The 20,511-nt window shown below is 43.2% G+C and carries 31 protein-coding genes; all 31 read right to left on the reverse strand.

What is annotated here, in order from left to right:
- Nucleotides 1-3: 3 nt before the first annotated feature.
- Nucleotides 4-384, reverse strand: coding sequence for a 30S ribosomal protein S13 (gene rpsM / locus C233_RS0112235; RefSeq protein WP_018667876.1), 381 nt, complete (start codon nucleotides 382-384; stop codon nucleotides 4-6).
- Nucleotides 385-418: 34 nt separating this feature from the next.
- On the reverse strand, nucleotides 419-535 hold the full coding sequence (ykgO, locus tag C233_RS23670; RefSeq protein WP_002558051.1) for a type B 50S ribosomal protein L36: 117 nt from the start codon (nucleotides 533-535) through the stop codon (nucleotides 419-421).
- Between the two features lie 9 nt (nucleotides 536-544).
- A complete protein-coding gene (gene infA / locus C233_RS0112240; RefSeq protein WP_002558052.1) occupies nucleotides 545-763 on the reverse strand; it encodes a translation initiation factor IF-1 in 219 nt (72 codons plus the stop codon).
- A gap of 9 nt (nucleotides 764-772) precedes the next feature.
- Entirely contained in the window at nucleotides 773-1,573 is an 801-nt protein-coding gene (map, locus tag C233_RS0112245) for a type I methionyl aminopeptidase (protein WP_018667877.1), read from the reverse strand.
- Nucleotides 1,574-1,586: 13 nt separating this feature from the next.
- Entirely contained in the window at nucleotides 1,587-2,930 is a 1,344-nt protein-coding gene (gene secY / locus C233_RS0112250; protein WP_005656513.1) for a preprotein translocase subunit SecY, read from the reverse strand.
- A 4-nt stretch (nucleotides 2,931-2,934) separates the two neighbouring features.
- A complete protein-coding gene (rplO, locus tag C233_RS0112255; RefSeq protein WP_018667878.1) occupies nucleotides 2,935-3,381 on the reverse strand; it encodes a 50S ribosomal protein L15 in 447 nt (148 codons plus the stop codon).
- A gap of 30 nt (nucleotides 3,382-3,411) precedes the next feature.
- A complete protein-coding gene (gene rpmD, locus C233_RS0112260) occupies nucleotides 3,412-3,588 on the reverse strand; it encodes a 50S ribosomal protein L30 (protein ID WP_004291222.1) in 177 nt (58 codons plus the stop codon).
- A gap of 11 nt (nucleotides 3,589-3,599) precedes the next feature.
- Nucleotides 3,600-4,118 (reverse strand): 30S ribosomal protein S5, encoded by a 519-nt coding sequence (gene rpsE / locus C233_RS0112265; protein ID WP_018667879.1) that lies wholly within the window; start codon nucleotides 4,116-4,118, stop codon nucleotides 3,600-3,602.
- A 5-nt stretch (nucleotides 4,119-4,123) separates the two neighbouring features.
- On the reverse strand, nucleotides 4,124-4,468 hold the full coding sequence (gene rplR, locus C233_RS0112270; RefSeq protein WP_025068795.1) for a 50S ribosomal protein L18: 345 nt from the start codon (nucleotides 4,466-4,468) through the stop codon (nucleotides 4,124-4,126).
- A 20-nt stretch (nucleotides 4,469-4,488) separates the two neighbouring features.
- Nucleotides 4,489-5,058 (reverse strand): 50S ribosomal protein L6, encoded by a 570-nt coding sequence (gene rplF / locus C233_RS0112275; RefSeq protein WP_018667881.1) that lies wholly within the window; start codon nucleotides 5,056-5,058, stop codon nucleotides 4,489-4,491.
- A gap of 15 nt (nucleotides 5,059-5,073) precedes the next feature.
- The gene (rpsH, locus tag C233_RS0112280; RefSeq protein WP_018667882.1) at nucleotides 5,074-5,469 is read right to left on the reverse strand and encodes a 30S ribosomal protein S8; all 396 of its coding nucleotides are present in this window, start codon (nucleotides 5,467-5,469) and stop codon (nucleotides 5,074-5,076) included.
- 55 nt (nucleotides 5,470-5,524) lie between these two features.
- On the reverse strand, nucleotides 5,525-5,824 hold the full coding sequence (gene rpsN / locus C233_RS0112285; RefSeq protein WP_025068793.1) for a 30S ribosomal protein S14: 300 nt from the start codon (nucleotides 5,822-5,824) through the stop codon (nucleotides 5,525-5,527).
- Between the two features lie 4 nt (nucleotides 5,825-5,828).
- The gene (gene rplE, locus C233_RS0112290) at nucleotides 5,829-6,386 is read right to left on the reverse strand and encodes a 50S ribosomal protein L5 (RefSeq protein ID WP_018667884.1); all 558 of its coding nucleotides are present in this window, start codon (nucleotides 6,384-6,386) and stop codon (nucleotides 5,829-5,831) included.
- Nucleotides 6,386-6,706 (reverse strand): 50S ribosomal protein L24, encoded by a 321-nt coding sequence (gene rplX, locus C233_RS0112295; protein ID WP_005656526.1) that lies wholly within the window; start codon nucleotides 6,704-6,706, stop codon nucleotides 6,386-6,388. The genes rplE and rplX overlap by 1 nt, the downstream gene beginning before the upstream one ends.
- A 20-nt stretch (nucleotides 6,707-6,726) precedes the next feature.
- Complete coding sequence (rplN, locus tag C233_RS0112300; protein ID WP_005656528.1) at nucleotides 6,727-7,092, reverse strand: 50S ribosomal protein L14; 366 nt, start codon at nucleotides 7,090-7,092, stop codon at nucleotides 6,727-6,729.
- Nucleotides 7,089-7,364 (reverse strand): 30S ribosomal protein S17, encoded by a 276-nt coding sequence (gene rpsQ, locus C233_RS0112305; RefSeq protein ID WP_018667885.1) that lies wholly within the window; start codon nucleotides 7,362-7,364, stop codon nucleotides 7,089-7,091. The genes rplN and rpsQ overlap by 4 nt, the downstream gene beginning before the upstream one ends.
- Nucleotides 7,361-7,558 (reverse strand): 50S ribosomal protein L29, encoded by a 198-nt coding sequence (rpmC, locus tag C233_RS0112310; protein WP_018667886.1) that lies wholly within the window; start codon nucleotides 7,556-7,558, stop codon nucleotides 7,361-7,363. The genes rpsQ and rpmC overlap by 4 nt, the downstream gene beginning before the upstream one ends.
- Nucleotides 7,559-7,563: 5 nt before the next feature.
- Nucleotides 7,564-7,998, reverse strand: a complete 435-nt coding sequence (gene rplP, locus C233_RS0112315; protein WP_004291234.1) for a 50S ribosomal protein L16 — start codon at nucleotides 7,996-7,998, stop codon at nucleotides 7,564-7,566.
- A gap of 21 nt (nucleotides 7,999-8,019) precedes the next feature.
- Complete coding sequence (gene rpsC, locus C233_RS0112320) at nucleotides 8,020-8,751, reverse strand: 30S ribosomal protein S3 (protein WP_005656540.1); 732 nt, start codon at nucleotides 8,749-8,751, stop codon at nucleotides 8,020-8,022.
- 5 nt (nucleotides 8,752-8,756) lie between these two features.
- Complete coding sequence (rplV, locus tag C233_RS0112325) at nucleotides 8,757-9,167, reverse strand: 50S ribosomal protein L22 (RefSeq protein ID WP_004291236.1); 411 nt, start codon at nucleotides 9,165-9,167, stop codon at nucleotides 8,757-8,759.
- A gap of 36 nt (nucleotides 9,168-9,203) precedes the next feature.
- Nucleotides 9,204-9,473, reverse strand: a complete 270-nt coding sequence (gene rpsS / locus C233_RS0112330) for a 30S ribosomal protein S19 (RefSeq protein WP_002558070.1) — start codon at nucleotides 9,471-9,473, stop codon at nucleotides 9,204-9,206.
- Nucleotides 9,474-9,493: 20 nt separating this feature from the next.
- Nucleotides 9,494-10,318 carry a 50S ribosomal protein L2 gene (rplB, locus tag C233_RS0112335; protein ID WP_018667887.1) on the reverse strand — a complete coding sequence of 275 codons (825 nt, stop codon included), beginning with the start codon at nucleotides 10,316-10,318 and terminating at the stop codon, nucleotides 9,494-9,496.
- 5 nt (nucleotides 10,319-10,323) lie between these two features.
- Nucleotides 10,324-10,617 carry a 50S ribosomal protein L23 gene (gene rplW / locus C233_RS0112340; protein WP_004291238.1) on the reverse strand — a complete coding sequence of 98 codons (294 nt, stop codon included), beginning with the start codon at nucleotides 10,615-10,617 and terminating at the stop codon, nucleotides 10,324-10,326.
- 16 nt (nucleotides 10,618-10,633) lie between these two features.
- Nucleotides 10,634-11,260: a 50S ribosomal protein L4 gene (rplD, locus tag C233_RS0112345; RefSeq protein WP_018667889.1), complete on the reverse strand. Its 627-nt coding sequence runs from the start codon at nucleotides 11,258-11,260 to the stop codon at nucleotides 10,634-10,636.
- Nucleotides 11,260-11,877: a 50S ribosomal protein L3 gene (gene rplC / locus C233_RS0112350; RefSeq protein ID WP_025068789.1), complete on the reverse strand. Its 618-nt coding sequence runs from the start codon at nucleotides 11,875-11,877 to the stop codon at nucleotides 11,260-11,262. Before rplC ends, rplD begins: the two co-directional genes overlap by 1 nt.
- A 19-nt stretch (nucleotides 11,878-11,896) precedes the next feature.
- The gene (gene rpsJ / locus C233_RS0112355; RefSeq protein WP_004291244.1) at nucleotides 11,897-12,202 is read right to left on the reverse strand and encodes a 30S ribosomal protein S10; all 306 of its coding nucleotides are present in this window, start codon (nucleotides 12,200-12,202) and stop codon (nucleotides 11,897-11,899) included.
- A 90-nt stretch (nucleotides 12,203-12,292) separates the two neighbouring features.
- The gene (gene fusA / locus C233_RS0112360) at nucleotides 12,293-14,410 is read right to left on the reverse strand and encodes an elongation factor G (protein ID WP_018667891.1); all 2,118 of its coding nucleotides are present in this window, start codon (nucleotides 14,408-14,410) and stop codon (nucleotides 12,293-12,295) included.
- A 57-nt stretch (nucleotides 14,411-14,467) separates the two neighbouring features.
- The gene (gene rpsG, locus C233_RS0112365; protein WP_005656559.1) at nucleotides 14,468-14,944 is read right to left on the reverse strand and encodes a 30S ribosomal protein S7; all 477 of its coding nucleotides are present in this window, start codon (nucleotides 14,942-14,944) and stop codon (nucleotides 14,468-14,470) included.
- A gap of 153 nt (nucleotides 14,945-15,097) precedes the next feature.
- Nucleotides 15,098-15,499 (reverse strand): 30S ribosomal protein S12, encoded by a 402-nt coding sequence (gene rpsL / locus C233_RS0112370; RefSeq protein ID WP_025068788.1) that lies wholly within the window; start codon nucleotides 15,497-15,499, stop codon nucleotides 15,098-15,100.
- Between the two features lie 117 nt (nucleotides 15,500-15,616).
- Entirely contained in the window at nucleotides 15,617-15,928 is a 312-nt protein-coding gene (locus tag C233_RS0112375) for a DUF3467 domain-containing protein (protein ID WP_018667893.1), read from the reverse strand.
- Between the two features lie 268 nt (nucleotides 15,929-16,196).
- Nucleotides 16,197-20,492: a DNA-directed RNA polymerase subunit beta' gene (gene rpoC / locus C233_RS0112385; RefSeq protein WP_018667895.1), complete on the reverse strand. Its 4,296-nt coding sequence runs from the start codon at nucleotides 20,490-20,492 to the stop codon at nucleotides 16,197-16,199.
- Nucleotides 20,493-20,511: the final 19 nt, after the last annotated feature.

Consider the following 20,511-nt stretch of genomic DNA (forward strand, 5'->3'; position numbering starts at 1 on the left):
TTATTATTTAGTAGCTTTTTTCTTATTAGCAACGGTTTTCTTTCTTCCCTTACGAGTACGGGCGTTGTTCTTTGTACTCTGGCCTCTAACAGGAAGACCGATACGGTGACGTACACCACGGTAGCAACCGATATCCATTAAACGCTTGATGTTCAATTGAACTTCAGAACGAAGATCACCTTCTACTTTATACTCTGCACCAATGATCTCACGAATCTTGGCAGCCTGTTCATCCGTCCAGTCTTTTACTTTCAGGTCTTTATCTACACCTGCTTTATCCAAAATCTTTGCTGAACTACTACGACCTATTCCATATACATAGGTCAACGCAACTTCACCTCTCTTGTTTTGAGGTAAATCGACACCAACTATTCTTATAGCCATATACTAAATTATTTTTTTTGCAAAAATAATAATATTATCCTTGACGTTGTTTATACTTAGGATTTTTCTTGTTAATAACATACAAACGGCCATTACGTCTAACGATTTTACACTCTGGCGTACGTTTCTTTAAGGATGCTCTTACTTTCATATCTTAATTTTATTTATATCTGAATACAATTCTTCCTTTCGATAAATCGTAAGGAGACATTTCAACTCTTACCTTATCACCCGGCAGGATTTTGATGTAGTGCATCCGCATCTTACCGGAAATATGTGCAGTAATCTCATGTCCGTTTTCTAATTCAACACGAAACATTGCATTAGACAATGCTTCAACTATAACTCCATCTTGTTCTATTGCAGATTGCTTTGCCATATTAACTTCTTAAATTGCTTTATCTCCTAATACTTCTTCAATGAATTCGAATGACGACAATATATCGGCTTCACCGTTTCTAACCGCTATGGTATGTTCAAAATGAGCAGCGCATTTACGGTCTTTGGTTCTAACCGTCCAGCCGTCGCGTTCCATTACTATCTGTCGGTTGCCTAAAGTAATCATCGGCTCGATTGCAATGCACACCCCCTGCTTCAACATCGTTCCGTAACCACGTTTACCGTAATTGGGAACCTGCGGGTCTTCATGCATCTCCTTACCGATACCATGACCGACAAACTCGCGCACTACTCCATAAGAATTAGACTCACAATGTTGTTGTATAGCATATCCTATATCACCCAACCGTTTGCCTTGGACTGCATTCTGTATTCCTATGTATAATGCTTCTTTAGTAACTTTCAGTAATTTGCGAACTTCCTCGTCAACTTCACCTACACAAAACGTATAAGCCGAATCGCCACAAAAGCCGTTCATGTATGTACCGCAATCAACCGAAACGATATCTCCTTCTTTCAGTACTACATCATCACCCGGGATACCGTGTACAACCTGTTCGTTTACAGAGGTACAGATCGAAGCCGGAAACGGATTACCGTATTGGTTGGGAAATCCCTTAAAAGTAGGAACAGCGCCATTATCTCTAATAAACTCTTCGGCTACTCTATCCAACTCCTTTGTAGTAACTCCCGGCTTTATAATCTTAGCTATCTCAGCCAACGTTTTTCCTACAAGCAAATTACTCTTACGGAGCAGTTCTATCTCATCTTCAGTCTTAAGAAATATCATTCTTCAAATAAGATTAATACGCAGCTACTGTACCGCTACGGCCTTTAATACGCCCGGATTTCAGCAAACCGTCATAGTGTCTCATCAACAAATGACTTTCAACCTGCTGGAGAGTATCGAGGACCACACCTACAAGAATTAACAAAGACGTACCACCGAAGAATTGAGCAAACTCGGCCTTTACACCGAATATACCGGCAAATGCCGGCATAATAGCCACCAAAGCCAAGAAGAAAGAACCCGGCAGAGTAATACGTGACATAATCACGTCAATGTACTCAGCGGTTTGCTTTCCCGGTTTGATACCCGGAATGAAGCCGTTATTTCTCTTCATATCTTCAGCCATCTGAGTCGGGTTAATGGTAATCGCAGTATAGAAATACGTAAACAGTATAATCAATACCGCAAAAATCAAATTATACCAAAAGCTTGTATGATCAGTTAACGCATGTATGAAACCGCTCGCATTATTTACATTCGAAAATCCTACGAGAGTAATAGGAATAAACATGATTGCCTGAGCAAAGATGATAGGCATCACGTTAGCTGCATTTACTTTCAAAGGAATGTACTGTCTTGCACCGCCGTACTGCTTGTTACCAACAATTTTCTTTGCATATTGAACAGGAATTTTTCTTGTACCCTGCACCAGAAGAATGGCAAATGCAATCACAAGCAACAAAACTACGAGTTCAATCAGGAACATTACCAAACCACCGGTCTTATCGGTCATACGGGAAATCAATTCCTGGAATAAGGACTGCGGCAAACGGGCAATAATACCCACCATAATAATCAAGGAGATACCATTACCGATTCCTTTGTCTGTAATTCTCTCACCAAGCCACAAAATAAACATACTTCCAGCCGCCAATATAATGGTAGAAGTAAGCATAAACAGAGTCCAATCTAATGAAGCATTTAAGGAAGGACCAGCCTGCATTTTAAGATTGAGCAAATAAGAAGGAGCCTGAACCAAAAGAATAATAATCGTTAAGTAACGAGTATACTGATTCATTTTTCTTCTGCCACTCTCACCTTCGCGCTGCAATTTCTGGAAATACGGTACCGCAATACCCAGCAACTGAATTACAATGGAAGCGGAGATATAAGGCATGATACCCAATGCAAAAATGGATGCATTAGAGAATGCTCCTCCAGAAAACATGTTTAACAAGGCTAAAAGACCCTCGCTTGTTTGTTGATGCAATTGTGTCAGCATCGACGGATTGATACCCGGCAATACAACATACGAACCGAAACGGTAAATTGCCACAAACAATATGGTAATGAGGATCCGTTGTCTCAGATCCTCAATTTTCCATATATTCTTTAATGTTTCAATAGCTTTTCTCATCGAATTAGAGTTTTACTACTTGTCCACCAGCAGCTTCGATGGCAGCAACAGCAGTCTTGGAGAATGCATGTGCTTGTACATCCAACTTAGCAGTCAAAGTTCCGTTACCTAATACTTTTACCAACTGGCTTGAAGAGATGAAACCAGCAGCGATAAAGTCATTGATACCTACAGTCTGCAGATTCTTAGCTTCAGCCAGTTTCTGAATCGTATCCAAGTTGATGGCCTTATACTCTACACGGTTGATATTTTTAAAGCCAAACTTAGGAACACGACGTTGAAGAGGCATCTGACCACCTTCAAAACCGATTTTCTTAGAGTATCCAGACCTTGATTTAGCTCCTTTATGACCTCTGGTAGAAGTACCTCCCAAGCCCGAACCCGGACCGCGTCCGATTCTCTTTCTTGTTTTAGTAGCCCCCTCTGCAGGTTTTAAATTACTTAAGTTCATATTGTAATTCGTTTTATATTCAACAAATAATTACTTAACAATGGTAACCAAGTGTTTAACCTTATCCACCATTCCAAGAATTGAAGGAGTGCATTCGTGTTCAACCACACGATTCAGCTTATGAAGTCCCAGTGCATCGAGAGTTCTTTTCTGATCAGCCGGAGCACCAATTCTACTTTTAACTTGTTTAATCTTTATAGTCGACATATTCTTCCTCCTTATCCTCTAAATACTTTTTCCATACTAACTCCTCTGTTCTGGGCAACCATACGGGCATCACGCATTTCGCTCAATGCCAAGATAGTAGCTTTCACCAGGTTGTGCGGGTTGGAAGAACCTTTTGACTTAGCCAAAACGTCCGTTACACCGACACTTTCAAGCACTGCACGCATTGCACCACCTGCCACAACACCAGTACCGTGAGAAGCCGGCTTGATGAATACTTCAGCACCGCCAAACTTAGCAGACTGTTCGTGAGGAACCGTGCCTTTCAAAACAGGCACTCTCGTCAGGTTTTTCTTTGCAGCTTCAACACCTTTAGCAATAGCTGCAGTTACTTCACCGGCTTTACCAAGTCCCCAGCCGATGATACCTTCTTCATTTCCTACTACCACAATAGCAGAGAAACTAAAAGTTCTACCACCTATGGTTACCTTAGTCACACGATTAATAGCAACCAGTCTGTCTTTCAGTTCTATATCGTTTGTAATTTTAACTCTATTATTAAGTCCTGCCATAATGATTAAAATTTAAGTCCACCGTTACGAGCAGCATCAGCCACCTCTTTTACTCTCCCATGATACAAGTAACCATTACGGTCGAAAACAACAGTAGTTATACCTGCTTCCTGAGCTTTCTTAGCAATCAGTTCACCTACCTTAGCAGCTTGCTCTTTCTTAGGCATCTTTTCAGTCATGCCCAAAGAAGAAGCGGCAGCTAAAGTCTTACCGGACAAATCGTCGATAATCTGAACATAAATCTGCTTGTTACTTCTAAACACACTCATACGCGGACATTCAGCTGTACCTGAAATCTTATTGCGTACTCTATATTTAATCTTAATACGTCTTTCTATTTTTGTTGTCATAATACTATCAATTTAAATGATTATTTAGCACCGGCCGATTTACCAGACTTTCTACGAATTTCTTCGCCAACAAACTTAATACCTTTACCTTTATACGGTTCAGGCTTACGGAAAGAACGTATTTTAGAGCAAACTTGACCGAGCAACTGCTTGTCGCAAGACTCCAAAATGATAAGAGGATTCTTATTTCTCTCAGACTTGGTTTCCACCTTGATTTCAGCAGGCAACTGAATAAAGATGCTGTGTGTATAACCCAAGTTCAATTCAATAATATTACCTTGATTGGAGGCACGGTAACCTACGCCGACAAGCTCCAATTCTTTCTTATATCCTTCTGATACACCAACAACCATGTTGTGAACCAATGAACGGTACAGGCCGTGAAACGCATGTTTCTGCTTCGGATTATCGAGCATTGCACTTTCATTCTCTGCCAAAACGACATGACCTTCTTCGATGGCAACATTGATAGCAGGATTTACATATTGGCTCATTTCGCCTTTGGGCCCCTTTACGGTAACCACATTATCCTTAAGAGTAACCGTTACTCCAGCGGGAATACTAATGGGTAATTTTCCTATTCTTGACATTGCTTATTCCTCCTATTAATATACATAACACAAAACTTCACCACCGATTTTCAAATCAGCGGCTTCTTTGTTGGTCATTACACCTTTGGAAGTAGATATTATAGCAATACCCAAACCATTAATAACTCGCGGCATATCTTTGTAACCGGTATATTTACGCATACCCGGAGAAGAAATTCTTTCCAGTTTCTTGATAGCGTTAACTTTGTTTACCGGGTCATACTTCAAGGCAACCTTAATAGTACCTTGAGGACCATCTTCTACAAACTTGTAATTAAGGATGTAGCCTTTCTCAAAAAGAATCTTAGTGATTTCTTTTTTCAAGTTTGAAGCGGGAACTTCAACCACTCTGTGCTTTGCTTGAATAGCGTTCCGCAACCTCGTCAAATAATCTGCTATTGGATCAGTCATATAAAAATAAATTAAATTAATCAGGACTGCCCTGACAATATTTAAAAAACAAAAATTACCAGCTTGCTTTCTTTACACCTGGAATAAGACCGTTGGATGCCATCTCACGGAACTGGATTCTGGAGATACCGAATTGACGGATATATCCTTTAGGACGACCTGTCAACTTACAACGATTATGCATACGAATCGGATTAGAATTCTTAGGCAACTCCTGCAATTTCTGTGCAGCTTCAAAAGCTTCGGCAGGGTCGCCTGTTCTAACGATTTGCTTCAATGCAGCTCTTTTCTCGGCATACTTGGCTACTAATTTGGCACGTCTTACTTCACGTGCTTTCATTGATTCCTTTGCCATATTATCAATCTTTTTTAGCGTTCTTAAACGGTAAACCGAATTCTTTCAACAAGGCATAACCTTCCTCATCTGTTTTCGCAGAGGTTACAAAGGTAATATTCATTCCGAGAATTCTGGTAATACTATCGATATTAATTTCAGGGAAAATGATTTGCTCCTGAATACCAAGGGTATAATTTCCTTTACCATCGAATTTACTTTCGATACCTTTGAAGTCGCGAATACGCGGCAGAGCTACACGAACCAACTTTTCAAGGAATTCGTACATTCTCTCGCGGCGTAAAGTTACCATAACACCAATCGGCATTTTCTTACGCAACTTAAAGTTAGCGATATCTTTACGAGAAATGGTTGCAACGGCTTTCTGGCCGGTAATAGCAGTCATCTCATTAATTGCCACTTCGATAATCTTCTTATCAGCAACGGCCATACCTAACCCCTGATTGATAACAATCTTCTTAAGTACGGGTACCTGCATTGAAGAAGAATACTGGAACTGTGATTTCAATGCAGGCGCAATACGCTCTGCATATTCTTTCTTAAGGCTAGCAGTATTACTCATTACTTAATCTCCTCTCCTGATTTTTTAGAATAACGCACTAAAGTGCCGTCAGCACTTAATTTTCTACCAACACGCGTTGCTTTGCCAGTTTTTGGGTCAACCGGGTTCAAGTTTGAAATGTGGATAGAAGCTTCCTGCTTCACGATACCACCTTGCGGGTTCTTTGCATTCGGTTTTGTGCTCTTAGACACCATGTTGATACCCTCAACGATTGCACGTTTTTTATCAACAAGAACCTTCAATACACGACCAGTCTTACCTTTGTCTTCACCAGAATTTACGTAAACTGTATCGCCTTTTTTAATATGTAATTTACTCATTACTTAAATCTTTTACAAAATTAAAGTACTTCAGGAGCGAGTGACACGACTTTCATGTTAGCAGCACGAAGTTCACGAGCTACCGGACCGAAAATACGACTACCTCTAATTTCACCTGCATTGTTCAGCAACACGCAAGCATTATCATCAAAACGTATATAAGAGCCGTCAGCACGACGGATTTCTTTCTTAGTACGTACAATCAAAGCCTTAGACACTGCACCTTTTTTAATATCACTTGAAGGGATAACGCTCTTTACAGAAACGACAATCACGTCCCCTACTGAAGCATAGCGACGACCTGTACCCCCTAAAACGCGGATACAAAGAGCCTCTTTTGCCCCACTATTATCACATACTGTAAGTCTGGATTCTACTTGTATCATAATTTCTTAGCTCTTTCAATTATTTCTACCAATCTCCATCTCTTAGTCTTGCTCAAAGGACGAGTTTCCATGATGTGTACAGTATCGCCGATATTGCACTCATTCTTTTCATCATGAGCATGGTATTTCTTCGTCTTACTAACGAACTTACCATATATGGGGTGTTTCTCCTTAAATTTAGCTGCAACGGTAATGGTCTTATCCATCTTATTGCTCAGCACAACCCCGGTTCTTTCTTTTCTTAAATTTCTTGCTTCCATCAAGCTCATCATTTATTGTTAAGTTCTCTTTGGCGTAATTCCGTTTTCATACGCGCAATAGTCCTGCGTAATTGTTTGATTTGAGCAGGATTATCCAAAGGAGAAATAGAATGATTTAAAACCATTTGGCTATAATTAGCCATTTCTGCTTCTACTCTCTCTACCAAGTCATTGGTAGTCATTTCTTTAATTTCTGCAATTTTCATACTTCTTACGCATTTTGATTTTGGATATCATAATCACGTCTAACCACAAACTTAGTTGTGATAGGAAGCTTCTGTGCAGCTAAGCGCAAAGCCTCTTTTGCGATTTCATAAGATACTCCTTCTGCTTCGATAATAATTCTACCCGGTGTAACAGGAGCAACGAATCCTTCCGGCGCACCCTTACCTTTACCCATACGTACATCAGCAGGTTTTCTTGTAATAGGTTTATCCGGAAAAATGCGAATCCAAATCTGTCCTTGACGTTGCATATATCTTGTCACTGCAATACGCGCAGCTTCAATCTGACGGCCTGTAATCCACTTCGTCTCCAAGGCCTTAATACCAAAAGAACCGAAAGCCAACTGGTTTCCTCTTTGGGCATTACCTTTTTGACGGCCTTTTTGTTGTCTTCTGAATTTTGTCTTTTTCGGTTGTAACATAATTCCTAAAAATCAAATTCGTTAGCGATTATTTTTCTTTCTTTTGAAGTTCTTTCCGCCATTGTTTCCGCTATTGCTTCCACGACCACTTTCTTTGCTTTGTGTAAAGTTCGGAGCCAACTCTCTCTTACCATAAACTTCACCTCTACAAATCCAAACTTTAATACCGAGAAGACCGACTTTAGTCAATGCTTCCGCATGACAATAGTCAATGTCTGCCCTGAAAGTGTGCAACGGAGTTCTTCCTTCCTTATACATTTCAGAACGGGCCATTTCCGCACCATTCAAACGTCCTGAAATTTGAATCTTAATTCCTTCCGCACCCATACGCATAGTATTGGCGATAGCCATTTTGATAGCGCGGCGGTAGGCGATTTTACCTTCTACCTGGCGAGCGATGTTATTAGCCACGATAACAGCATCCAACTCAGGTCTTTTCACTTCGAAGATATTAATCTGGATATCTTTATCGGTAACCTTCTTCAACTCTTCCTTCAACTTATCAACTTCCTGGCCACCCTTACCGATAATAATACCCGGACGTGCTGTACAAACGGTAATAGTCACGAGTTTCAGTGTACGTTCGATTACAATTCTTGAAACACTTGCTTTAGCAAGACGAGCGTTCAGATATTTACGAATCTTGCTATCTTCCAGCAAAGAGTCGCCGTAATTCTTTCCACCATACCAATTGGAATCCCATCCTCTGATAATTCCTAAACGGTTGCTTATTGGATTAACTTTTTGTCCCATTTACCTTAATTTTGATCTTCGTTATTACTTTTAGAACCAACGAACAACGTTACGTGGTTTGAACGTTTGCGGATTCTGTAACCTCTACCCTGCGGAGCCGGTCTCATTCTCTTGAGCGTAGCACCCCCATCAACAAAAATCTTGGTTACGAATAACTCGCCGCTTTCAGCTTTACGTTCGTTTTTCTGTTCCCAGTTAGCAATTGCAGAGCGCAGCAATTTTTCCACTCTGGCGGCAGCCTCCTTTGAGGAGAACTTCAAAACACCGAGTGCTCTGTTCACCTCCATCCCACGAATCATGTCAGCCACGAGACGCATTTTACGGGGGGAAGTAGGAACATTTTGCAATTTCGCAAAATACATGGTCTTAAGGGCTTCTTTTCTTTTTTCAGCCGATATTTTTTTTCTTGCTCCCATTATATTATTACTTTATTATTTCAGATAAATCCTGTTTTATTTCTTCTTGTTACCAGCGTGTCCTCTGAATGTACGAGTTGGGGCGAATTCGCCCAACTTGTGTCCTACCATATTTTCGGTAACATAAACAGGAATAAATTTATTTCCATTGTGAACTGCAACAGTATGGCCTACGAAATCAGGCGAAATCATTGAAGCTCTGGCCCAAGTCTTAACTACCACTTTCTTGCCCGATTCATTCATGGCAAGCACTTTTTTCTCAAGCTTAACGTTAATATACGGACCTTTTTTTAATGAACGACTCATAATTTACTCAATTAATCAGATTACTTCTTTCTTCTCTCAATAATATACTTAGACGATTGTTTCTTCGGAGCTCTTGTCTTAAGACCCTTAGCATACAATCCCTTACGAGATCTCGGGTGTCCTCCTGAAGCACGTCCTTCACCACCACCCATCGGATGGTCAACCGGGTTCATAACAACACCACGGTTACGCGGACGACGTCCTAACCAACGAGAACGTCCAGCCTTACCTGAACTTTCCAATCCATGATCTGAGTTACCAACGCTACCGATAGTAGCCTTACATGTACTGAGAATCTGACGAACCTCACCAGAAGGCAACTTGATAACGCAGTATTTACCTTCTCTTGAAGTCAACTGAGCGAAATTACCGGCCGAACGAACCAAAGCAGCACCCTGGCCCGGACGTAATTCGATATTATGAATTACAGTACCGACCGGAATATTCTGAAGCGGAAGTGCATTACCGATTTCCGGAGCAGCATTTTCACCAGACATTAAAGTCGCACCAACTTGCAATCCATTGGGAGCAATAATATATCTTTTTTCACCATCTGCATAAAACAACAGAGCGATACGTGCCGAACGGTTCGGGTCGTATTCAATTGTTTTAACCACTGCAGGTACACCGTCTTTATTTCTCTTGAAGTCTACGATACGAATAACCTTCTTACTACCGCCACCGATGTAGCGCATGGTCATTTTACCGGTATTGTTACGACCACCGGTAGATTTCTTACCAAATACAAGAGACTTTTCTGGTACTCGTGCAGTAATCTCTTCGAAAGTACCAATAATTTTATGTCTTTGCCCCGGTGTTGTGGGCTTAAATTTACGTACTGCCATTTCTTTTAAATATTACTATAAAAATCAATAGTATCTCCTTCTTTCAACGTAACAACAGCTTTCTTATATGCATTTGTACGTCCATTGATGATACCTGCACGTGTATAACGGCTTTTGTTCTTGCCGGCATAACGAATTGTGTTCACATCAACTACGGTAACGTTGTAAAGGGCTTCAACTTCGTTCTTAATTTCCAGTTTATTAGCTTCAGGACGCACGATAAAGCCGAAACGATTGTTCGCCTTATCAGTAATTGCAGTCATTTTCTCTGTCACTAACGGTTTAATAATAATTCCCATTATTTAAGCCTCCTTTTTACATTAAGATATTGTCGATAGCAGGAAGTGCGCTTTCAGTAAACACAACAACTCCGGCGTCCAATACTCTGTAAGTATTTAACCCTGAGATAGTCTGCACATTAGCACCTTTCACGTTACGAGCCGACAAATATACGTTTTTATTTGCTTCCGGTAAAATCATAAGCAGCTTTTTATCAGAAACTTTAAGATTTTTTGTCATAGCAACAAAATCTTTCGTCTTAGGAGCTTCAAAATTGAAGTCCTCCACTACAACGATAGCATTATTCTGAGCCTTATATGCCAAAGCCGACTTACGTGCCAAAGCCTTTACTTTCTTATTCAGCTTGAAGTAATAATCTCTCGGTTTCGGACCGAATACGCGTCCACCACCTACAAGTACCGGTGAGTTCATGTCACCACGACGTGCACCGCCGCCGCCTTTCTGACGACCGATTTTACGAGTAGAACCGCTGATTTCACTTCTTTCCTTTGATTTATGTGTACCCTGACGCTGGTTAGCCATAAACTGTTTAACGTCCAAGTAGATAGCGTGGTCGTTGGGCTCAATTCCGAAGATAGACTCGTTTAACGTAATCTTTCTCCCAGTGTCTTCACCTTTAATGTTATATACGTTAACTTCCATTATTTCTCAATTATTACGATTGAACCTTTGCAACCAGGAACAGAACCTTTAATTAAAAGAAGATTGTGCTCCGCGATTACTTTTAATACTTGCAGGTTTTGAACAGTTACCCTGTCTCCGCCAAGCTGTCCACCCATACGCATACCTTTAAATACCTTTGCAGGGTAAGAACAAGCACCGATAGAACCCGGCTTACGAGCACGGTTGTGCTGACCGTGAGTAGTCTGACCTACACCACCGAAACCATGGCGTTTCACAACACCCTGGAAACCCTTACCTTTAGAAGTACCTACAACGTCGACAAAATCAACGCCTTCGAACAACTCTACGGTAACAGTATCACCCAGATTCAACTCTTTCTCAAATTCTTTGAACTCAGCCAAGTGTTTCTTGGGAGTTACTCCAGCTTTCTTGAAGTGCCCCATGAGAGGCTTTGTAGTGTGTTTTTCCTTTTTGTCCTGGAAACCCAACTGAACAGCTTCATAGCCGTCCTTTTCTACAGTTTTCACTTGAGTAACAACACAAGGACCTGCTTCGATAACAGTGCATGGTACATTCTTACCCTCGGCACTGAAAACGGATGTCATTCCGATTTTTTTTCCTAATAATCCTGGCATTTCACTTAATTTTTAATACTTACACTTTGATTTCTACTTCCACACCACTCGGTAACTCCAACTTCATCAGAGCGTCTACAGTCTTAGCTGTTGAGCTATAGATGTCAATCAGTCTCTTATAAGAAGAGAGCTCGAATTGTTCACGCGACTTCTTGTTAACGAAAGTCGAACGGTTTACGGTAAAGATACGCTTATGCGTAGGAAGAGGAATCGGACCGCTAACGATAGCGCCCGTTGTCTTCACCGTTCTTACAATCTTCTCAGCCGATTTGTCAACCAAGTTGTGGTCGTAAGATTTCAGTTTGATTCTAATTTTTTGACTCATTACTGTCTTAATTATTAATAGTGTTATTATATAAGATAAAGTTCCGTAGGTTAAGAGTCATTCGCTAACCTACGGACTTCAGTTATTTTATCAGATTAAGTCTGTACGACCTTTCACTTCTTCCAATACTGCCTTAGCAATAGAATTGGAAACCTGGGCATGGTGAGAGTACACCATTGAAGAAGTTGCACGACCGGAAGTGATAGTACGCAACGCCGTTACGTAGCCGAACATTTCTGCCAGCGGAACCATTGCCTTCACGATACGGGCACCGGAGCGGCTCGATTCCATACCTTCCACCTGACCGCGACGCTTATTCAAGTCACCGATAACATCACCCATGTTTTCCTCCGGAGTAACAACCTCCAGCTTCATGATAGGCTCCATAAGTACCGGACCTGCCTTAGCACAAGCATTCTTATATGCCTGGATAGCACAGATTTCGAATGACAACTGGTCAGAGTCAACCGGGTGGAAAGAACCGTCAATCAGAGTCACTTTCAGTGAATCCAGCGGATATCCTGCCAATACACCGTTCTTCATTGCAGTCGTAAAGCCTTTCTGCACAGACGGGATGAATTCCTTAGGGATGTTACCACCCTTCACTTCATCGACAAACTGCAAGCCGCCCTGAGTAAAGTCCTCATCGACCGGACCGATGTTCACGATAATATCTGCAAACTTACCACGACCACCAGACTGTTTCTTGTAAACTTCGCGCAAGTTAACAGTCTTCGTAATAGCCTCCTTATAGTTAACCTGCGGCTTACCCTGGTTACATTCAACCTTGAACTCACGTTTCAGACGGTCGATGATGATATCCAAATGAAGCTCACCCATACCGGAGATAACCGTCTGACCTGTCTGTTCGTCAGTCTTAACCGTAAACGTCGGGTCTTCTTCAGCCAATTTAGCCAAACCGTTGGACAGCTTATCCATATCCTTCTGAGTCTTAGGCTCAACTGCGATACCGATTACCGGTTCGGGGAAGTCCATAGATTCCAATACAATCGGTGCAGTCTCGTCACACAGCGTATCGCCCGTATGGATATCTTTGAAACCTACCCCTGCACCAATATCACCGGCTCCAATCACCTCAACAGGATTCTGCTTGTTCGAGTGCATCTGGAACAGACGGGAAACACGCTCTTTCTTACCGGAACGAGAGTTGTAAATATAAGAACCTGCTTCAATCTTACCGGAATAAACGCGGAAGAAAGTCAAACGGCCTACATACGGGTCGGTTGCAATCTTGAACGCCAAGGCAGCAGTTTTCTCATCATCATCCGGTCTGCGGTCCTCTTCAGCACCCGTCTCAGGATTAGTACCTATGATATTCGGAGTATCCAGCGGAGAAGGCAAGAATGCACAAACATAGTCGAGCAATGTCTGTACACCCTTATTCTTGAATGAAGAACCGCACAGCATCGGAACGACTGCCATTTGCACGGTAGCATTACGGAGAGCTCTCAAGATTTCCTCCTCTGTGATAGTAGAAGGGTCTTCGAAATATTTCTCCATTAAAGCGTCGTCGAACTCAGCAACTTTTTCGAGCATCTTATCTCTCCATTCATTTGCTTCGTCTACCAGATTAGCCGGGATTTCTTCCACAGAATAATCAGCACCCATAGTCTCATCATGCCAGTAGATAGCTTTCATTTTGATAAGGTCAACCAAACCCTTGAAAGTTTCTTCTGCGCCGATAGGTATAACGATAGGGCACGGATTAGCTCCCAAAACATCCTTCATCTGACGAACAACCTCGAAGAAGTCAGCACCCGAACGGTCCATTTTATTCACGTAACCGATACGCGGCACATTATATTTGTCAGCCTGACGCCAAACAGTTTCAGATTGCGGTTCAACACCACCTACTGCACAGTAGGTAGCCACAGCTCCGTCGAGGATACGCAGAGAACGTTCCACCTCGGCAGTAAAGTCAACGTGTCCCGGAGTGTCAATCAAGTTGATTTTATAAGTATTACCGGCATATTGCCAACGAGTGGTAGTAGCAGCAGAAGTAATAGTAATACCACGCTCCTGTTCCTGCTCCATCCAGTCCATTGTAGCGGCACCGTCGTGAACTTCACCGATTTTGTGGGTCAAACCCGTATAAAACAAAATACGTTCAGAGGTTGTCGTTTTTCCGGCATCGATATGAGCCATGATACCGATATTACGTGTTAAATGTAAATCATGCTTTGCCATTTTCTAATTCCTTTTACTTTAAGTTTTTAATCTTTGATTAGTCAGTCTCTTATAGTATTAGAATCTGAAATGAGCAAATGCGCGGTTGGCCTCTGCCATTCTGTGCATATCTTCTTTACGTTTGAAAGCACCGCCTTGTTCATTGAAAGCATCCATGATTTCAGCAGCCAGCTTATCAGCCATTGACTTACCACCACGTTTACGGGCAAAGATAATCAAGTTCTTCATAGAAATTGATTCCTTGCGGTCAGGACGGATTTCAGTAGGAACTTGGAAAGTAGCACCACCTACACGGCGAGACTTTACTTCCACTTGAGGAGTCACATTGTCCAAAGCTTTTTTCCAGATTTCAAGAGCTGATTTCTCTTCATTCTGCATTTTGTTCTTCACTGTTTCCAAAGCAGCATAGAAGATTTCATAAGAGGTATTCTTCTTTCCGTCGTACATCAAGTGGTTCACGAACTTGGAAACTTTCACATCGTTAAAAACGGGATCCGGAAGGATAATACGTTTTTTAGGTTTTGCTTTTCTCATTTGTCTGAAAGAATAATGTTTTTCGTTTTTGGCTGTTTACTTCTGTTTTCTTCAACTCCCCCTCCGGAGAATTTACTCAACCTTTAGCATTTCCAACAAACTAAAACGTAAGTTATTACTTTTAATTTTACAGTTTTCAGTTTAGCCGCTTAATTATTTCTTCTTAGCGGGAGCAGCTTGTCCCGGTTTCGGACGCTTAGCACCGTATTTAGAACGTCTTTGAGTACGGTTAGCAACACCGGCGGTATCCAAAGTACCACGAACGATGTGATAACGTACACCCGGAAGGTCTTTCACACGACCGCCGCGTACCAATACGATTGAGTGCTCCTGCAAGTTATGGCCTTCCCCCGGTATATAAGAGTTCACCTCTTTACCGTTAGTCAAACGTACACGAGCTACTTTACGCATAGCTGAATTCGGTTTGTTCGGAGTGGTAGTGTACACTCTCACGCAAACGCCACGTCTTTGAGGACAAGAATCCAAGGCGGGAGACTTACTTTTCTCTACCAAAACCTCGCGTCCTTTTCTTACTAATTGCTGAATTGTAGGCATTTTAATTGTTTTTAATTATATATTATTGTTTATATTAATTCAAAACTATACACTTTTGGGCTGCAAAGATACTAATAAGTTTTGAATAATCAATGCACTACAAGTTTTTTTTTGATTTTATGCTTCACCCTTAATGTTGGGCAACGGCGGAAGCGGTTGTTCGTCCGGCATGCGGATGGGCCCGAAAGCACGCTCATATTTAACGATATTCTCTTCGAGTGCACGCAGCAGACGTTTGGCATGTTCGGGCGCCAATACAATGCGCGACTGTACTCCGGCTTTGGGCATACCCGGCATTACCCTTACAAAATCCACGATAAACTCCGCACTGGAATGAGTGATAATGGCAAGATTGGCATACGTACCCTGCGCCACTTCTTCTTTCAGTTCTATTTGCAACTGTCCGTTATTATTTTCCTGATTTTCCATATATGCATCATATTATAATGTAGGAAGCAAATATACGCCTTTCATGCAGAACACGCAAAATACTCCCGGACAAAAACAAACGCATAAGACGAAGAAAAAGAACCGGAGCCTGCAAAACAAACCTCTGCATCGAATTGCAACATCCAAATCCCATACCTTCACCCTAATGAAACTTAGATATACAAGAAACAAAAAAAAGAAGAGAACCTTTAACAAAGTCCTCTTCTTCCATTATAAAATTCACTGATTGTATTAACGCAGCATAATATTATTCCTCTACTTTATCATCAACAGCATAGTCGAGCACCGTTTTCTTGTTGGCTAGCATACGGTCGTACTCCTCTTTCGAACCGACAATAATCTTATCAAATTCACGCTGTCCCGTACCGGCAGGAATCAGGTGACCGCAAATAACGTTCTCCTTCATACCTTCCAGACGGTCTACCTTACCGTTGATAGCAGCCTCGTTAAGCACCTTCGTCGTTTCCTGGAAGGAAGCGGCAGACATGAAGCTCGAAGTCTGCAAAGCAGCACGGGTAATACCCTGAAGAATCTGTGTAGAAGTAGCAGGAACCGCATCGCGTACCGTAACAGGCTTCAAGTCGCGGCGCTTCAACATAGAATTCTCGTCGCGCAACTTACGGGCGGTAACAATCTGCCCCGGTTGCAGGTTCTGAGAATCTCCGGCATCCACTACCACCTTCTTGCCCCAGATACGGTCATTCTCTTCCATGAACTCGAGCTTGTCCACTACCTGTTGTTCCAGGAAGCGGGTATCGCCCGGCTCGTCGATTTCGACCTTACGCATCATCTGGCGGACGATGATTTCGAAATGCTTATCGTTAATCTTCACACCCTGCAAGCGGTAAACATCCTGTACTTCGTTCACGATATATTCCTGTACGGCAGTAGGACCTTTAATGGCAAGGATGTCGGCAGGCGTAATAGCACCGTCGGACAAAGGCGTACCGGCGCGTACATAATCGTTCTCCTGTACCAGAATCTGCTTGGACAGCGGTACGAGATATTTCTTAACCTCACCGCCCTTGGAAGTTACGATGATTTCACGGTTACCGCGTTTCACCTTACCCATTGTAACCTCACCGTCGATTTCGGAAACCACAGCAGGGTTAGACGGATTACGTGCCTCGAACAACTCAGTAACACGAGGAAGACCACCCGTGATATCACCCGCCTTACCGACGGCACGCGGAATCTTCACGATTACTTCACCGGCTTTTACTTTCTGCCCGTCCTCTACCACCACGTGGCCACCCACAGGGAGGTTATAAGTACGGATAAGCTCGCCGTCTTCGGTCATAATGTGTGCGGTAGGCACTTTCGTCTTGTCCTTGGACTCGATGATGATAATTTCACGCAAACCAGTAGACTCATCGGACTCTACCTTATAAGTAACGTTCTCGATAACACCCTCAAACTCAATCTTACCGGTAGCTTCGGTAATGATAACCGCGTTGAACGGGTCCCAACGGGCAATGAGCTTGCCTTTCTCTACCACTTCGCCGTCGGCCGCATAAAGCGTAGAACCGTAAGGAACATTGTGCGTAGAAAGTACGATACCCGTATTGACGTCTACGAAACGTACTTCAGCCAAACGGCCTACCACTACTTTTGCAGGTTCGCCTGCTTCGTCGATAACATCTACCGTACGGAGTTCTTCGAATTCCAGGCGGGAAGGATTCTTGGCAACGATACTTGCATTGGCAGCGATGTTGGCTGCCGTACCACCGGCGTGGAATGTACGCAACGTCAACTGCGTACCCGGCTCACCGATAGACTGTGCAGCGATTACGCCGACAGCTTCGCCCTTCTGAACCATGCGGCTGGTAGCCAGGTTACGTCCGTAACACTTGGCACAGACACCTTTCTTGGATTCGCAAGTCAATACAGAACGGATTTCGACGCTCTCAATCGGAGAGTCTTCAATCTTCTGTGCAATGGCCTCGGTGATTTCCTCACCACCTGCAACAAGTAACTCGCCGGTTGTAGGATGAACTATATCATGCACGGACACACGTCCCAGAATACGTTCGTACAGGGTGGCGATTGTCTCATCGTTATTCTTCAAAGCCGTACAAACCAATCCGCGAAGCGTACCGCAGTCTTCTTCATTAATAATCACATCGTGGGAAACATCGACCAGACGACGGGTCAGGTATCCGGCATCGGCCGTCTTCAAAGCCGTATCGGCAAGACCCTTACGAGCACCGTGGGTAGAGATAAAGTACTCCAACACGGAAAGACCTTCCTTAAAGTTAGAAAGAATCGGGTTCTCGATAATCTGGCCGCCTTCGGCACCTGCTTTCTGAGGCTTCGCCATCAAACCGCGCATACCGGAAAGCTGACGAATCTGCTCCTTAGAACCACGGGCTCCGGAATCCAACATCATGTATACGGAATTGAATCCCTGGTCATCGCTCGAAATGGTCTTCATCAGGATGTTCGACAACTCCGAGTTTACATGTGTCCAAATATCGATTACCTGGTTGTAACGCTCATTGTTGGTGATGAAACCCATGTTATAATTGTTGATTACCTGCTCTACCTCCTCGTAACCTTTCTGTACAAGCGCCTCTTTCTCCTCGGGGATGATAATATCGCCCAAGTTGAACGAAAGACCGCCCTTGAAAGCCATGTAGTAACCGAGGTTCTTGATTCCGTCGAGGAATTCGGCAGCCTCTGCCACACCACAAACTTTGATTACGTGGCTGATAATGTCACGGAGCGACTTCTTGGAGATAATCGTATTGATATAACCAGCCTTGGCAGGAACGATTTCGTTTACGATAACACGGCCTACCGAAGTATCGTGCATCATCTTGTCTACCACATTGCCGTTTTCATCGACATCTTTCACGATTACGCTGATAGGTGCATGGATGTCGCATTTGCCTTCGTTATAAGCAATCAGTGCTTCTTCGGGACCGTAGAAAGTAAGCCCTTCGCCCTTAGCTCCCTTACGCAACTTGGTGATGTAGTACAAGCCGAGTACCATATCCTGTGCAGGCACTGTAATAGGCGCACCGTTGGCAGGATTCAAGATGTTATGAGACTGGAGCATCAACATTTGCGCTTCCAAAATAGCTTCGTTGCTCAAAGGCAAGTGAACAGCCATCTGGTCACCGTCGAAGTCGGCATTGAATGCCGTACATGCCAACGGGTGCAACTGGATTGCCTTACCTTCAATCATCTTCGGCTGGAATGCCTGGATACCCAGACGGTGAAGCGTCGGAGCACGGTTCAACAACACCGGATGTCCTTTCATTACATGCTCCAGGATGTCCCAGATAACAGGTTCCTTGCGGTCCACAATCTTCTTGGCACTTTTCACCGTCTTTACGATACCGCGCTCGATGAGCTTACGGATAATAAACGGTTTGTAAAGCTCTGCCGCCATAAGTTTAGGAATACCGCACTCACCCATTTTCAGTTCCGGACCGACAACGATTACCGAACGCGCAGAATAATCGACGCGCTTACCCAGCAAGTTCTGGCGGAAACGTCCCTGCTTACCCTTCAAACTGTCGGAAAGCGACTTCAAAGGACGGTTGGCATCGGTCTTTACCGCACTCGACTTACGGGAGTTGTCGAACAATGAATCGACAGCTTCCTGCAACATACGCTTTTCATTACGCAAAATCACTTCGGGAGCCTTGATTTCAATCAATCTCTTCAAGCGGTTGTTGCGGATGATAACGCGACGGTAAAGGTCGTTCAAGTCGGAAGTAGCGAAACGCCCTCCGTCCAACGGAACCAACGGGCGCAGTTCGGGCGGGATAACCGGCACGATACGTACAATCATCCACTCGGGCTTGTTGCGTCCGCGCGATGCACGGAAAGATTCGACTACCTGAAGACGCTTCAAAGCCTCGCTCTTGCGTTGTTGCGAAGCATCGCTGCCTGCACGGTTACGCAGTTCGTAAGACAAAGAATCGAGGTCAATGCGCGACAGCAAATCGTAAATGGCCTCGGCGCCCATTTTAGCAATGAACTTATTGGGGTCTGAATCTTCGAGGTACTGATTGTCGTTCGGCAACTTTTCCAACAAATCCAGGTATTCTCCTTCTTCGAGCAAGTCGAACTGTGCCACCTCGTCGGACAACACGCCCGGCTGGATAACCACATAACGCTCGTAATAGATAATGGCATCGAGTTTCTTGGTAGGCAACCCCAGCAAGTAACCGATTTTATTGGGAAGCGAACGGAAATACCAGATGTGAGCTACCGGCACAACCAGTTGGATATGCCCCATACGCTCACGGCGTACCTTCTTTTCTGTCACTTCCACACCGCAACGGTCGCAGACAATACCTTTGTAACGGATGCGCTTGTACTTACCGCAATGGCACTCATAATCCTTGATAGGGCCGAAGATGCGCTCGCAGAACAAACCGTCACGTTCTGGCTTATACGTACGATAGTTGATGGTTTCAGGCTTTAAAACTTCACCACTCGAATTCTCAAGGATTTCTTCGGGAGAAGCCAAACCGATAGAGATTTTCGAGAAATTACTCTTTATCTTGTTATCTTTTCTAAAAGCCATACTTTTATATATATTGATA

Origin of the sequence: Bacteroides gallinarum DSM 18171 = JCM 13658, assembly GCF_000374365.1 — a bacterium.
GTDB classification, from domain to species: domain Bacteria; phylum Bacteroidota; class Bacteroidia; order Bacteroidales; family Bacteroidaceae; genus Bacteroides; species Bacteroides gallinarum.